This is a genomic window from Myxococcus sp. AS-1-15 (assembly GCF_020037055.1).
Taxonomy (GTDB): Bacteria; Myxococcota; Myxococcia; order Myxococcales; family Myxococcaceae; genus Myxococcus; species Myxococcus fulvus.
This window is the reverse complement of sequence record NZ_JAIQDF010000004.1, coordinates 216,020-231,248: the sequence shown is the minus strand read 5'-3', so window position 1 is coordinate 231,248 and position 15,229 is coordinate 216,020. Positions and strand designations below refer to the sequence as shown.

Below are 15,229 nucleotides of genomic sequence, written 5' to 3'. Positions count from 1 at the left end.
ACTCATGCTTGCCCGAACAGCTCTCGTGGTCCTTGCTTCGATGTGCTCAATCATCAGCGGCGACGTTGTTCCAGGGAGGGCGCAAAGAGGCGGAATTGGAAGCCGCATGCATTCCGTCCTGTGGTGTCTGGGGATGCTCGTGGTGGGATTGCTGTCGATGGATGCCCGTGCCGCATGTTCTCCCCCTGGCGGCTCCCAGACGTGTTCGGTGAACTCCTGTAACGGGCGGCGCTACTGCGACCTGTACTGGGGCGACTGCGAGAACTTCGATGGATCATCCTCGACGTCATGCACGGTCTGTGGTCGGACGGGGACGCGCCGGTGTACTGCGATGGGAGAGGTGATCGCGAATTCCTGCACGGCCTATCGGACACTGGACGACAACTGCAATGGCTGTGACGATGATGGTGACGGCTTGGTCGACGAGGACTACGTCCCGACCATCATCTGTGACGCCCAGCAGAACGGATGCTTCGGAAAGCTGCACTGTGTCGGAGGGCAGCTCGTCTGCAAGGTCCAGGTGGGCACCCAGTTTCTTTCCTGTTCTGACGACTGTGACGGGTATGCCGCGAGGCGCTGGTGCGCCGAGGATGGGACGGCTGGTCCGTGCACGCGGGATACTCCCACCGAAGAGCGGTGCAATGGCTGCGACGACGACCAGGACGGCATCATCAACAACTTGCCAGGCCAAGGGCCCTATACCCTGACCCGGAGCTGTGTGGGGCCTGGGGGCTCCTGTCCGGGGTCGACGGAGGCCTGTCTTTCCGTTTTCTGGTCCGGTGTCTGCACGGCGCCGTCGGAGGCCTGTAATGGCCTGGATGACGACTGTGACGGCGGCATCGACGAGGATGGCATTTGCCGAACAGACTCCGGGACGTGCACCTGTACGCCGACCACCTGCGCGGCCCAGGGCAAGAGCTGCGGGAGCATTCCGGATGGCTGTGGCGCGACGCTGAACTGTGGCGCGTGCGGGACAGGGCAACTCTGCAATAACAACGTATGTGTGGGTGCTTGCGTCCCGAAGACTTGCGCGCAGCAGTCAGTCACCTGCGGTGTCATCACGAATGGATGTGGCGGGCCGCTGGACTGCGGCCCTTGCGGCGCGAGCTTCGCGCCCTGACGGTTGTCCTGAACCGGTTCTCCGGGCTCCGCTTCCCCTAGGGGGCGGATGCCGGGGGCTGATCTCATCGAGCTCTTCTCCGGGTCTGCGGATCCACAAGGACGTTGCCATGAAGCGCGTCGCGTCGTCGCTGGTCTCGAGTCTCTGCCTTCTGCTGGGGCTGGCCGCCTGCGGAACCTCATCGGATGGAGCGGACCCCGTGGAGGTGCGAGCGTCGCGAACCTCCGGGCGCCTGAGCGATGCGCCGCTGGTGGTTCCACCCTCGTCCATCCTTCCCACCGAGCAGAAGCCGACGGGCACCACGCCCATGATGGTGGACGCGCACTTCGAGGTGACCTCCGATGGTGCGGCGACCTATTCCATCCCTCTCTGGAGTCCTGCGGGGCGCGCTGGGGTGGAGCCCCGGCTCTCGCTCGCCTATCACAGCCGCGCTGACAATGGTCTCTTGGGGGTCGGTTGGGAGTTGAAGGGCTTCTCGCGGATCTCCCGCTGTAGGAAGACCTTCGCGCAGGATGGCTCGGCGGCGCCGATCCGCTTCCAGTCGACGGATGGTTTCTGTCTGGATGGGCAGCGCTTGACGGTCATTTCAAGCAGCGCGGGCCTCATCGAATTCAGAACCGAGGTCGAATCCTTCACCCGGGTGCTGGCCTACCTGGATGGCACGGGAGCTCCGGACTATTTCGAGGCACACCAGAAGGACGGACGCATCCTGGCCTACGGGCGATATGCGGACACCCGCTCCCGACTGGAGGGAGAAAGGCTGACGGTCTCCGCGCACCCGGTGACGGGAATCACCACGCAGGGAGTGGAGTCGACGTCGGTCCGCCTGACCTGGGCGTTGTCCGAAATCCGTGACCGGGCCGGCAACGACTTGCGGATCCGCTACCTCATGGAGGGGAGCGCCACGACGGGCTACGAGCATGTTCCGGAGCGTATCGACTACACCGGCCATTCCAGCGATCCCACGGGCGCGATGCGGCGGCGCAGCGTGCGGTTCACCTACGACGCGGCCACGCGTCCTGATGCGATGGTTCGCTACGTGTCAGGGCTCAAGCTGCGAGAGTCGAAGCGGCTCTCGCGCATCGAGATGCATGGTCCCGGGCTCGCATCGACGCCGACGACCCGGGACGATGTCCTGCTGCGCTCCTTCGACCTGAGCTATCGCCTCGCGCGAGTCACCCGTCGGAGCCTGCTCGAGCGGGTCTGGGAGTGTGACGGCCTGGGCGTGTGTCGGGATGCTCTCGAGTTCGACTACTCACCCGGCCTCGACTGCCGCGCGAGCCCTGACAATGACTGCGATGACCCGGTGGTGACGCTCCAGGACTTCGAGGTCAAGACCGCCGTGGAGTGGCAGGGGAGCACGCTGGTTCCCATCCGAGACGTGAAGACCCGGGGCGACCCGGTCCAGACCGCGGGCGGCACGCTCATCCAGGGGGTCCAGGACTTCTGGACGCTGCACACCCTGGACATCGATGGGGATGGACGCGACGACCTCCTCTATCGCCGCAATGACACGGCGAAGGTCGTCACCGACACGAGCGGCAGCCGCATCGAGCTGGGTGACTCCATCTGGTACTACCGCCTGGCCATCGGTGTGGGCGTGTATGGGCCGGCCACACGAGCACACTTGCCCGACTCCAAGGTCGGAAACAGTGACGATGACCTCCGCATCGCCGACATGAACGGCGACGGTATCCCCGAGGTCATCTCCGTCGAGCGTGCGGACTGGACGGGGACCCACGGCAAGTTCCAGCTCTACTCCTTCGATGGGACGAAGTTCGTGCCGGCGGGCATCGAGGCGCCGGAGATCCAGCAGTTCTGGTGGCAGACGGTCAGCAGCTCGCGCTCGCGCATCCCAGTGATGCACGTGGCGGACTTCGATGGAGATGGCTTGCCCGAGCTCTTCCGGTCCACCCAATCGCCGCAGGCCTATACTTGGGCCTATCGGAAGAACCTCGGTGGGTTGTCCCTCTCCACCTATATGCAGATCCCCTTCTCGTCGGGCATCGACCATGCCGGTTACGCTGCTGATGTCGATGGCGACGGCACCACCGAGGTTCTGATCCGCTCCGGTGGGCATTCCACCAGCGATCTCTACTCCTCGGAGTACTTCGCGGTGGGACTCGGGGCGGGTGGTGGGCATCGGGTCTCGTCCACGGCACTCCCCGCGGTGCCCATCGCCAGTGGGCCGAACACGGGCGCGAGGAACATCTACAACAGGACGTGGTTCCTGGATGTCAACGGCGACGGGCTCGCGGACGCGGTGAGCACCCGGCGCGAGCGCGAGGCCGATTCAGGGGACGAGTTCGCGGGAGACGTGAGCATCGCCATCAATACGGGCAATGGTTTCCTCCCACCCATCTGGCAGGACCTGGCCCCGCAGCATGAGCTCAGCCCCTCGTGGATCCAGCCCACCCAGCGAGGTCTCGACCCGGGTGTGAGGATCCTCGACTTCGACCGCGATGGCCGACAGGACCTGTTGCTGACTGACTCCGGTGCGACGAACGACAACGGCGCGACGCGCACGAAGATGTGGGTCTTGCTCGCGCGAGACGACCACTTCGAGCCCCGAGAACTGGACGTCCCGGTGGGGCAGTCTACTGGGGGGACGTCGAACTCGGAGCTCCTCGGCTATGGGCAGCGCTTCTCGCAGGTGCTGGATGCGAATGGCGATGGTCTGGCGGACATCATCCACATGGAGGACGACCCCAGCATCCAGAACTCCTATCGCCGCAACTATGGCCTGCTGAAGCTGTACATCCGCCAGGGCGAACTTCCGGACGCCCTGACCTCCGTGCGGGTCGGCAAGCACGGCAGGTCCGTGGCGGTTCGTTATCAGCATTTCCTCCAGCAGGCGGAGGAGGCGGGGCAGCCGCCAGTGTATACGGCGGGGACCTGCACCTATCCACAGCAGTGTCCGAGCAACATGTGGGTCGTCGTCGAGTCGGGGCTCGACGACGGAACACAGCGGAATCAATTCAACACGCTCTACTACGCCTACGAGGCGGCCCGAGTGGATGTGCAGGGACGTGGCTGGCTGGGCTTCGCGAAGCGCACGGTCATCAACTCCCGGACGAACGCCAGAACGGTCACCACCTACGACAACCAGACCCGCGACGGTGGGCTCTATCTGCGCGCGGGCATGCCCGTCACGGAGACGACGGAGGTCACCCTCGAGTCCGGCGTGAGGCATCAGCACAAGCGCGTGTTCGAGTACACCGTGGGCACGAGCCCGGCACAGCGTCCGTTCCTTTACTCGAGTCTGGTGACGGACGAGTACAGGGAGGGAACGGGGACGACGCTTCCTCTGGTCCGGCGCAACCGCCAGACCCGGGCAAACGATGCCTACGGCAATGACACCGCGACGGAGACGTTCTCGGACGAAGTCGTGAGTGGGGTCTTGTCCGGGCGCTCGTGGTCGACGAAGCGAGAGGTGCCGCTCATCGACAACCTGACCTCGACCTGGCTCATCGGCCTGCCTCGCCGGGTGGTCAACACCAGTGCCACGGCGGATGGGCTCGTCCGCTCGCGTGTCGAGACGCACGACTACAACATCCGAGGCCTGTTGACCCGCACTGTGGTCGAGCCCGCTGGAAGTGCCGACGAGTTGCTGACGACCACCTACGGCCGCAATGCGTTCGGCTTGGTGGAGCGGCTGGAGCTGGCGGGATCGGGCATGACCCGGGTGGAGACCTCGCAGCTCGATCCGATTGAGCACATGTTCGTGGTGACGACCTTCAATGCCGCGGGGCATCGTGGGCGCGCCGCCTATCATCCGGGCCTCGGCACGCCCCTGGTCGTCGAGGATGCCAACGGGCTGCTGACGTATCACCAGCGTGATGGCTTCGGACGGCTTCGTCGCACCGTGTCTCCATCCGGAGAGACGGTGCTGATCAGCCATGGGATGGACGCATTGGGGTGGATGCGCATCACCACTCGGAAGGTCGGGAGCCAGGAGGTCTCGACGACGCTCGACAACCATGGTCGGGAGTTCCGTAGGGAGACGCGGGGGTTCGATGGGCGCGTCATCACTCTGTTGAGCGAGTACAACGACCTGGGTCAGAAGATGCGGATGTCGCGTCCGTTCTCGGGGACGGCGCCGGCTCGCTATCTGGTGGCGACCTACGACCTGTTGGGACGGCGGCTGACGCTCAGTGCCCCCGAGGGAGGCACCGTCACCCAGATCTACTCGGAGCTGACGACGACCACGCTGGACGAGCGCGGGGACAAGACAACGCAGGTGGCCAATGCCGTGGGACAGGTCGTGGCCAGCAGCGCCTACGATGCGACGGGGCGGGAGATCCGCACGACTTATGAATATGGCCCCTTCGGCGTCCTGCGCCGGGTGACGGACTCCCAGGGCAACGTGGTCTCGATCGAGCACGACGTGCGAGGACGCCGGACGAAGGTGACGGATCCAGACTCAGGGGTGAGCACCGTCAGCTTCAATGCCTTCGGCGAGCCGCGCATCGAGACGGACGGCAATGGCAGCCAGACGATCTTCGAGACGTATGACGCGCTCGGGCGCCAGGTCCGGGTGACCACCCAGGATGGTGCGTACACCCACGAGTGGGACACGGAGCTGAAGGGCGCATTGACGAACTCCACCAGCCCGGACGGGGTGACGGTTTCGCACCTCTACAACGGTCAGGGTCTTCTGGCTCAGAGCACGTGGACCATCGAGGGCACGGTCTACACCGTCAACCGGACCTATGACACGAACGGGCGGCTTGCGACGCTGCTCTATCCCCAGGTCGGGGCGCGGCGGTTCTCCCTGGTTCACGCCTATACGGATTATGGCTTCCTGAAGGACGTCCGCGCCCCGTCCGCGACGAAGGCGTTCTGGACGGCGCAGGCGCACGATGACTTCGGGCAGGTGACGTCCGAACAGCTCGGCAACGATGTGGTGACCGAGCGCCGCCATGACCTTCGTGGGCGTTTGCGTTTCATCGACTCGCGCCGTGCTGGCACCGCACTGCAAGGGCTGGCCTACGAGTGGGACATGGAGGGGAATCTCAAGAGTCGCGCGGACATGCTCGCGCGGACGACGGAGGACTTCGAATACGACACGTTGGACCGGCTGACTAAATGGACCGTCTTCCAGAACTGCCGCAGGTCCGCGTTGGAGTATCGCTACGACGACCTGGGCAACCTCCTGGAGAGACGCGTGCTGGAGGGCGTCGGAACGGCGACGACGAGCATCTACACGGGGGCGGGCGCCGGGCCTCATGCCGTGAAGCAGACCCTGCAAGGCAGCTATGGATATGACGCCAACGGCAACCAGGTGAGCGGCCCTGGTCGGGCCGTGAGCTACACCGCGTTCGATCTCCCCAGGCAGATCACCGGCCCCGGGAGGGAAGTGAGCTTCAAGTATGACGGGGGCCAGAGCCGGGTCCTCAAGCGCAGCAGTCTAGGCGGCGTGACGACCTACGTCGGCAGTCTGTATGAGAAGCGTCAGCAGGGAGGCCAGACGCAGCACATCTTCTACGTGACGGGGGGCGGACGTCCCGTAGCGCAAGTCCACTGGGTGGACGGCAGCGCCGACCAGACGCTGTATCTGTTGGGAGACCATCTGGGGTCTACCGAGCGCGTGGTGGATGCGCTGGGCAACGTGCTCGACGGCGAGCGGATGAAGTTCGAGCCCTTCGGCGATGGACGCTTGCCGCATGCCTTGCCGGTGGCGGCCTCGGTGGGCGCCGGAGCGGTGACGAAGGGCTTCACCGGACACGAGAGCGACGACGAGTTCGGGCTGGTGAACATGGGGGGGCGCATCTACGACCCCGAGACGGCGCGCTTCCTCACGCCGGACCCGGTCGTCCAGTTCCCGCATGATGGGCAGTCCTACAATCGATATGCATACACGCTGAACAATCCGTTGAGGTGGACCGACCCGACAGGGTTCGAGGCGGATGGCGGGGATCTGCCTCCCGGCGGCGAGACCATCGTGACGGCGCCGCGCTACGAGAACGCTCCAATTTACGTGGAGCAGGGCATCGGCGCCGCGCAGTGGGGCGTGCTGCCTGCTGACGCCTCGCAGTCAGCGGACCAGAACGGAGCCCAGGCTCGTGCGCAGAGCGCGGAGAACCAGCGGCTCGTCCGGGAGCGCGCCATGAGAGGGTCGCTGCGGCCGCTCGTGGATTCGCCCACCCTGCCCGTGTTCCTCGGCACCGAGCATGAGCGCCAGATGGCGGTCTTTGAGGACGTGCGCAAGGCGTCGGGTGAGGTGCTCGTCTGGGGCATGGAGTTCGTTGCCGTCGAGCTCCTGACGCGGGGCGTGGGCTGGATTGCGGGGTCGGCGTTCCGTGCCGCGATCATCGACGGTGCCTTGACGCTGCGAGCCGCCGGTCGCGGCACTGCGGGGACGCTCGACGGCGTCCTGCTCGGAGGAGGGTGCTTCGTCTCGGGGACTCCCGTGCTCACCTCGTCCGGGCCGTTGGCCATCGAGGACGTGAGGGAAGGGGACTGGGTCTGGGCCTGGGATGAGAAGACCCAAGTGTCTGGATGGCATCAAGTGACGCGGACGTTCGTCCGTCCGATGCGCGCTGTCCTGATGGTGGAGTTGTCCTCCGGCGATGCTGAGTCGTTCGACGTCCTGGGCGTCACCGCGGAGCACCCTTTCTGGGTCTCGGGTCGAGGCTGGGTCGAGGCACAGTCACTCATGCCGGGCGATGCGCTGGAGACCGCGACCGGCAATCGCGTCCTGGTGACGTCGCTCCAGTCTGTGCCAGGCAGGGAGACCGTCTACAACTTCGAGGTTGATGGCGCGCACACCTACTTCGTGGGCGAGCTCTCGACCTGGGTTCACAACACCTCGGTCTCGGGCCTTGGAGGGCAGGTCCTCGGCGTGGTGGCCGCGACAGCCGCGAAGCCCGTCGTGCCCATCATCGGCCACGCCACGCCCTGGGCCGCGATGACCCAAGCGGAGAAGAACGCCTTCAAGCACTCATACTCGAGGCATGGAGCGGAGCTGGGACTGCCGAACTGGTCGGAGAAGAACGCCGCGAAGCTCCAACAACAGTTCAACAGTGTAGTGGGCCACATCCGTGCGACGGGAACCCAACTGGCCGGCCCTATCTACAAGCCGTGGAATGGCCAGTCCGTGAAGGTCAACTTCTTCGAGTCGACCCTTCATGGGACGAAGTACTACTACTATGAAGACACGGTCAGTGGACGGTTCATCAGCGCGGGGTTGGCAAGATGATGGGTGGTACGCAAGAGATCTACGTCTTGAGCAATGACCGCAGCGCGGGTGCTGTTCGATCCTTCCTCGAGCGGTTCCTGCCGGGTCGGTCCATCCTTCAGGATGAGTTCTGGGTCCCCGAGAACTCCGACCCACCAACGGTGGTCCTGCAGTCCGAGGACGAGATCCTCCAGTATCTGGAGGCCCATCATGGCGAGCCGTATGGATTGTACTGGGGCGCTGCGGACCGCAGGTCGCCACGTCAGGCGATGGTCTTCTATACGCGTGACGGCAAGGTCATCCTGGGGGTCGCGGAGCTCACCGAGCGGGTTTCGGCGGTGATGCAGGAACTCTCTCGCTTCGCTGACTCCAGCCATGTGCTCGTGGGGAGCGAGCAGCGCCCTCCTGACACGGCAAGCGAGTTCATTGCTCGATGCCGACGGGGGGGCTGAAGACTTCCGGGAGGTTTCCGCTGGGCCGCCGAGCGGCATCCGTGTCGGCGTGTCCAGGTGCGAGTTCCTCCACCGGTTGACTGGCCAGCTGGTCACGCTTCCGGCAGGAGAGGGCGGCACCTCGTCCAAAGCCGTCTTCGTCGAATGCGCCGCCAATGCGGTCATTTCTCGGGGCTGGCTTGCCGTTCTGGAGGACTCGCTGGCGGCAGTGGCTCGCGCGAGGCCTGACTGAAGGCGACTCGTGCGGTACCCACGAACGACAACGGCCCGGCTCCCAGGGAAGGGAACCGGGCCGTCTGTCTTCAGCGCGAGTGAGTCCTAGAAGCGCGCCTGAAGCAGTGTGTTGAAGCCCAGCGCGTGCGGCTTCTCGAACGTCGGCTGCGCGACGCCCGTGATGTCGTCACGGAACGTGGTCCGGTTCGTGTCGTACGTGTAGTAGACCTCGCCGACCGCCGCGACGGAGTCGGACAGATCCCAGCGGAACGTCGCCTTCGCCGAGTAGATGGGCTCCGCCTCGCACGAGCCAGAGCCACCGCACGTCTCCGGCAGGATGCTCAGCATGTTCACGTCACGCACCACCACCGTGCGCGTCCCCGCCAGGCTCGGCGGCGTGTCGTTGCCGCCCAGCAGCGGGGTGGGGCTGCGGAACGACGCCGGACGCTGCACGCCCACGATGAAGCCCGGCGTGAAGTGCAGCTCGGGCAGGTGGTAGTCCGCGCCCAGCGCCAGGAACATCTCCGGGTTCAGCTTCGTACCCTCGGGGAAGTCCTGGAACGGGGGGAAGCCCGGCACGTCGAACTGGATGAACGAGAGGCTGCGGTACAGACCCAGCAGGCTCATGCGCAGGAAGCCCAGCTTCGCGCGCGCCTGCAGCGCCAGCGCCGTGGCGCCCTGCGGCTGCGTCGCACCGAACGTGTCCGGCTTCTCCAGCGTCTGGGACAGGTAGCTGCCCTCGAGCGACACGGAGTAGGACAGGCCTCCCGGGTACTGCTCGGGCGCGAAGAACCGCTCGTAGATCTCCGGGTCGTTCTTGTAGAGCCGGAAGTCCACGCTCGTGCCGACCGGCACACCCACGTGGTAGACGACCTGACCGGACACGCCGGCCGCGTTCACCGGCGCCTCCACGCCCAGCGTGGCGAGACCCGGCACCAGGCCCTTCTGGAAGTAGCCACCGCCCGCCTCGACGCGCAGCGTGTCCAGGATGTCCCAGCCCGCGCCCGCCATCACACCGTAGAGCGTCTCCTCCTCGAGGATGAGCTCGTTCTGCACCAGCGCCGTCTTGCCACCGACGTACGCGTACCACCGGTCCCGCGTAATCTGCAGCTTCGCGCCGGGCACGCCGTTGGTCGCCGAACGCGTGGTGAACGCGCCGCTGCCACCCCAGGAGATGCGGTACGCATAGCCCAGACGGAAGCGATCCGCGGACACCGGGAAGCCCACCAGCGAGATGCCTTCCTTCTCACCCCAGCCCGGCGGCTGGTAGTTGAGCCGGATGTAGCTGGAGTTGTCCTGGATGGCCACCTGACCGCTGGGGCGCTCGAGCACCAGCAGCGTCAGGGCCGCCTCCGTCGTCAGTCCCTCGAAGAAGGCGGGCGCCTTCTTGTAGAGCACCACGTTCGAGAGCGACTCGAAGCCGGAGAACCGGGTGTTGAAGTTGTCGTAGAACTGGGTGTTCTGGTTACCCGCGCCAAACCGCGCATTGGGGCTGTTGGGCGTCGTCTCACCCGAACCCGCAAGCACGTTGTCGTCCGCGAAGACGAACGACAGACGCGTGTCCACGAAGTCACTGGCCCAGGCGGGCGCACTCAAGGAGATAAGCCCCGACAGGGCCAGCTTCTGCAGCGTTTTCAATGTCCCTCTCCACGGAGCGCCCGCTTGGAACGCTCCTCCCTGCGCCCCGGTGGAACCGGGGCACGAGCTCGTCAAAAGTCTAAGGATTCACGCAAGGCTTGATGGGCTTCGGGCACTCCAGCCCCGGGCCGGGATAGCAGCAGAGGTCGTCCTGGCTCCGCGGCAGGATGATCCACCGGGGGCGCGCCGCGCTCACGTGGCGCATGTGGCCCACGATGTCGAAGGTGGCCTCGTGCAAGAGCTTGCACTGCCGGGCCAGCTCCGCGTCCGGGTCCTGCTCGTTGCAGTTGACCACCAGGTCGGGGACCGCGTCCTTCGTCACCAGGTTGATGCGAGCCTTCTGGTTCTGGCTCACCGTGCAGCGGGCCGCGCCGTTGGCAGGGTCCGCGACGGAGACCCACACCACCATCTGGTTGTCGCCCATCAGGTGCTCCAGGCGGGTGGCCGCGGGCAGCGCGACGTTGCTCGCGGGGCCCGGGGCGCTCGTGCTGCCGAAGCGCACGTTCGTCGCCTTGTCACACCAGATGTTGAGCGTCACGCCGATGCTGTACGTATTGGTCGAGCGCGTCCACGCCTCGGTGGCGGGAGCCACCGGCGGCGCGGCGTTGATCGTGTGCAGCCGGCCTGGCACGGAGTCGTCCAGCCCCGCCTCGGGAGCGCCCATGGGGACCATCTCCACCACGAACTGCCCGAAGCTGTCGTAGGTGTTCTTCTCCGCGCAGATCTGGTTGCGGTACTCGCCCATGCCCAGTGTGCAGTCGACATTGCACTGACGCTCGGGGACGTCCGGATCATTGGGCGTGTCCGCGCCGCAGGCGCCGAAGACGCCGTTGCGGGCGTCAGGGCAGAAGAAGGGCACGGTGCCGTTGCCATTGGCGTCGCAGTTGCGGAACACCGTGGGGAACTTCACCCGGCGCACCTTCACCAGCGAGGACTCCAGGCCCTCCATCTTGTAGTTGCCGTAGCTATAGCCGCACATCACGTCCGAGATGTAGGGCGAGCCGCTGAGGCCACACAGCCGGCCGTTGATCTCCGTCGGGGGCGCCAGGGCCAGGTACTTGTTCCACTCCGACTGCGGCAGCAGGCGGACCTTCTCGCGGATGCTCCACGACGGGAAGGTGAGCTGCGTGGTGGCGGTGAACTCCTGCACCGAGCCCGCGATGGACCAGAGCAGGTCACCGGTGTCCAGGCCCTCGGGGTAGGAGTAGTTGTAGATGTAGATGGAGTTGAAGCGGCCCGGGAAGAAGCCGGAGGGCTCCGCCGTCTGGGTGTTGGCGCCGGGGATGCTGCCCTCGCGCACGCGGCAGGCCGTCAGGTCCGTCACGAAGAAGCCGCTGGGGTCCATGCCCGTCACCAGCAGCGTCACCGGCTGGTTGTGGTTCGGATCATCCGGCTCGCAGTTCTGAAGGAGGGGAGCACCCGCCTCCGGCGCGCGGCCGATGCGCATGAACGTGCCGGCGTACGCGGTGAGCTGGTCGCTGTTCTGCGGCACCTGCACCGTGGAGATGGTCGGCTCCTCGAAGAACACCGAGCGCGACAGGCCCGTGGCCGCGGTGCGTTGGGCGGGCTCCACCGGGAGCTCGCCGTCGACGACGGCGCCATCCGCGTAGTCGACCTCGACTGGATCGTCCTCGACCCACACGTGGGCCTCACCGTAGAGCTGGGAGGAGCGCACGGTGCCCGAGCCCACGCCATTGGTCAGCTGCACCCAGCGGTAGCGGTAGGGACCCGTCAGGTTGCCGGGGACGGTGCGGAACGACACCGGGCCGTTGAACGACTCCATGGGCTGGCCCTTCACGTCCAGCGCCTGGATGTCGATGTCCACGTCCACCGCGCTGCGGGGCATGGCGAGCCGGCAGTCCTTGGTGCCGCGGAGCTCCAGGGGAACCGCCGCCTGGTTGCCTCCGCCGTGCGCGGTCGCACACTCCGCCACCACCGGCACGGCCGTGCGCGGGTTGGAGTCCGCGACGTAGAAGCCCTTCACCGTCACCTTGAACGAGGAGAGGCCGGTGGGCTGGGGCGTCTCGTCGGTGTAACAACCCGCGGCGACGAGGGCCACCGCCGACAGGAAAGCGAATCGCTTCATTGCTCCACCCTCCGGCCGATGCGGCCGTCATCCACCGCGTCGGCGATGGGCATCGCCGTCGGGTTGTCACAGAAGTTGCGAAGCTGCTGGGTCACCGTGCCGCACACGGGGTTGCTGCCGCTGATGATCTCCCGGCAGTCACAGCGGCCCGTGAACGGACCGGGCGACACCGCGCAAGCGGCCTGCGCCTCCTCGGGCGTGTCCACGTCGGGGATGTTGCAACCCGCAGGATTGTAGCCGCGGGCGGCCAGGTCTCCGCAGGTGCAGGTTCCCACCTGCTTGCCGGAGATACAGGCCGCGCGGGCCTGGTCGGGGTTGGTGACCGTATCGACGCCGCAGCCCGACGGGTCGAAGCCGTTGCGCAGCAGCTCACCGCACGTGCAGCTTCCGACGCGCACGTCCAGCTCGTTCTTGTAGTCCTGCATCTCGCGGCACGCGGCGCGCAGTCGGTCGTTGACCACCCACTGGCCGTTCACGAGGTTGCCACAGCTCTGTGCCCCCGGCTTGTTGCCGCGCGTCGCGTAGCCCGCGTTGATGTCGTCGCAGGTGCAGAAGTCCTGCATGTAGCCGATGAGCGAGTCACGCAGCGAGATGCCCGTCTCCTGGCGTGTGGTGTTGCGCTTGAGCACGTTGAAGCCCGAGCCGCCCTTCGCGATGTAGTCGTTCACCGCCACGCGGTAGGTGCCAAACGGGTTGAGCGGCTCGGGGCCGATCGAGATGTCCGTGCCGGGATTCGCGTAGCAGCGGCCCCGGTCGGAGGAGCTGCTCTCGTCCTGGATGCACTGCCAGGGCGCGTGACCCGTGCGGCTCTGGGCGGGACAGTCGGCGCCCTTCAGGGCCAGGTTGCAGGGGGTGCGCAGGTCGTTGATCTGCACCTGGGCGCAGTCCATGGTGAACTTCGCGCCGGAGATCTGCGCCTGGCTGACGCAGCCGCGCTCGGCGGAGCGCTCGGCGACGAAGTTGAACATCTCCTGCATCTCCTTGCCGGAGAGGTACATGATGTTGATGGTGTTCTCGAAGGGGAACACGTTGAACATCGACTCCTGGGTGATGACGCCCGCATAGAGGTTGTCGCGGATGCCCAGCGAGTTGGTGAGCGCCATCTGCGCATCGACGCGGCGACGCTTGCGCATCGAGTCCGCGGCGATGTTGCCCAGGGGCGAGTCGCCACCCGTGGAGTTGTTCCGGCGCGTCACGTCCGTGGGCGCGTAGGAGAAGATGTTCGTGAGCTGCAGCCGCATGTCCATGCCGATGATGTAGGGCTGGAGCAGGTGCGTCGTCTGGCGGTCCTCCTGGGCCTCGCAGGCCTCCATGGCCGCGCGGACCTCGGGGGTCTGGATGAACTGGCCATCCTCCCAGAAGATGTTCGAGTCATACCGGTACTTGCGCATGGCCTCGTCACACCAGAGCCTGTCGAGCGGGAACACGCGGTAGTCCTGGCTGACGACCTCGCCGCCCTCACCGGCGCCGAGCTCCGTCGGCATCTTCACGACCAGCTCCAGCCGGCCCACGTACTTGGCGAACGCGCCGGAGTGCGACAGCACCACCTTGCGGCCGCTGGGGTCCGCGAGCAGCTGCGGCGGGTTGAGCACCACGTGCAGGTGGCCGCCCATCACCACGTCCACGCCGCTGACGCCCGGAATCTGGACGCGCACCACGGACTTGTCGTTGCCCTCGGGGCCGAACCACTCGAGCACCTGCCACGGGTTCTTCTCGCGGCGGATGAAGGAGCGGGCGCGGCCGTACTCGTAATAGGCCTCGTAGCCCTGGATGACGTCCTGGTCCTCGGTGAGGCCCAGGTGGCTGACGATGACGATGAGGTCGGAGACCGGCCGCAGCAGGTCCACGTACGCGCGCACCACCTCGTTCTGCTCCAGAGGCGTCACCTGGAGGCTGTTGCCACCCTCGACGATGGAGTTGAGCGAGGAGATGTTCGCCATGCCGATGATGGCGACGCGCAGGCCCTTCACGTTGCGGATGGTGTACGGCGCGGCCTCCAGCGCCGTCTCGTTGCTGCCGTTCTGCCGCCAGTCATTCCAGTTGTAGTTGGCGGCGAGCAGCGGGAACGTCGCGAACTGCTTGGCCTGGTTGGTGAAGTTCAGCGCGCCCGCGTCGAACTCGTGGTTGCCGATGACCGCGGCGTCCAGCCGGGCCTGCGACAGGAAGCGGAACTCCACTTCACCGTTGTTGAGGTTGAAGATGGGGGCGCCCTGGAAGCAGTCGCCCGAGTCGACGTGCAGCACCCGCTCACCCTTGGCGCGCTCGCGCTTGAGCACCGCGGCCATGCGCGTGGCGCCACCGAACGGGCCGGCCTCCGGGATGAGTCCCAGGTCCTGGTCCGTCTTCAGCGGCGCGAAGTCGTAGGGGATGAGGCGTGAGTGGATGTCCGAGGTATGAAGGAGCGTCAGCCGCACCTCCTGCCCCTCGAGGTTGTAGTCCTGGCCTTCCATCACTGGCATGCATGAGGCCGAGACCAGGGCGCAGAAGAGGCCGAGCAGGAGGCGACGCATCAGGAGATTCCGTGTTTCGGTAGGACGTCG

Annotated in this window: 5 protein-coding genes; 2 read left to right on the top strand and 3 right to left on the bottom strand. The window is 66.1% G+C overall.

Annotated features, from left to right (window positions below):
- Nucleotides 1–1,229: 1,229 nt before the first annotated feature.
- Nucleotides 1,230–8,321, top strand: coding sequence for a polymorphic toxin-type HINT domain-containing protein (locus K8625_RS14080; protein ID WP_223783009.1), 7,092 nt, complete (start codon nucleotides 1,230–1,232; stop codon nucleotides 8,319–8,321).
- Between the two features lie 26 nt (nucleotides 8,322–8,347).
- On the top strand, nucleotides 8,348–8,752 hold the full coding sequence (locus tag K8625_RS14075; RefSeq protein ID WP_223783008.1) for a hypothetical protein: 405 nt from the start codon (nucleotides 8,348–8,350) through the stop codon (nucleotides 8,750–8,752).
- A gap of 318 nt (nucleotides 8,753–9,070) precedes the next feature.
- Here the strand turns inward: K8625_RS14075 and K8625_RS14070 are convergent, their stop codons facing one another.
- The 3 genes from K8625_RS14070 to K8625_RS14060 all read right to left on the bottom strand — a co-directional run bounded on the left by K8625_RS14070 (nucleotide 9,071) and on the right by K8625_RS14060 (nucleotide 15,199).
- Nucleotides 9,071–10,603, bottom strand: a complete 1,533-nt coding sequence (locus tag K8625_RS14070) for a hypothetical protein (RefSeq protein ID WP_223783007.1) — start codon at nucleotides 10,601–10,603, stop codon at nucleotides 9,071–9,073.
- Between the two features lie 79 nt (nucleotides 10,604–10,682).
- Nucleotides 10,683–12,689: a hypothetical protein gene (locus K8625_RS14065; protein WP_223783006.1), complete on the bottom strand. Its 2,007-nt coding sequence runs from the start codon at nucleotides 12,687–12,689 to the stop codon at nucleotides 10,683–10,685.
- A complete protein-coding gene (locus K8625_RS14060) occupies nucleotides 12,686–15,199 on the bottom strand; it encodes a bifunctional UDP-sugar hydrolase/5'-nucleotidase (RefSeq protein WP_223783005.1) in 2,514 nt (837 codons plus the stop codon). The genes K8625_RS14065 and K8625_RS14060 overlap by 4 nt, the downstream gene beginning before the upstream one ends.
- Between the last annotated feature and the right edge of the window lie 30 nt (nucleotides 15,200–15,229).

Excerpts from the sequence above, each read along its gene's own strand:
- K8625_RS14065 (WP_223783006.1), bottom strand. The coding sequence starts at position 12,689 with ATGAAGCGATTCGCTTTCCTGTCGGCGGTGGCCCTCGTCGCCGCGGGT.
- K8625_RS14060 (WP_223783005.1), bottom strand. The coding sequence starts at position 15,199 with ATGCGTCGCCTCCTGCTCGGCCTCTTCTGCGCCCTGGTCTCGGCCTCA.
- K8625_RS14080 (WP_223783009.1), top strand. The coding sequence starts at position 1,230 with ATGAAGCGCGTCGCGTCGTCGCTGGTCTCGAGTCTCTGCCTTCTGCTG.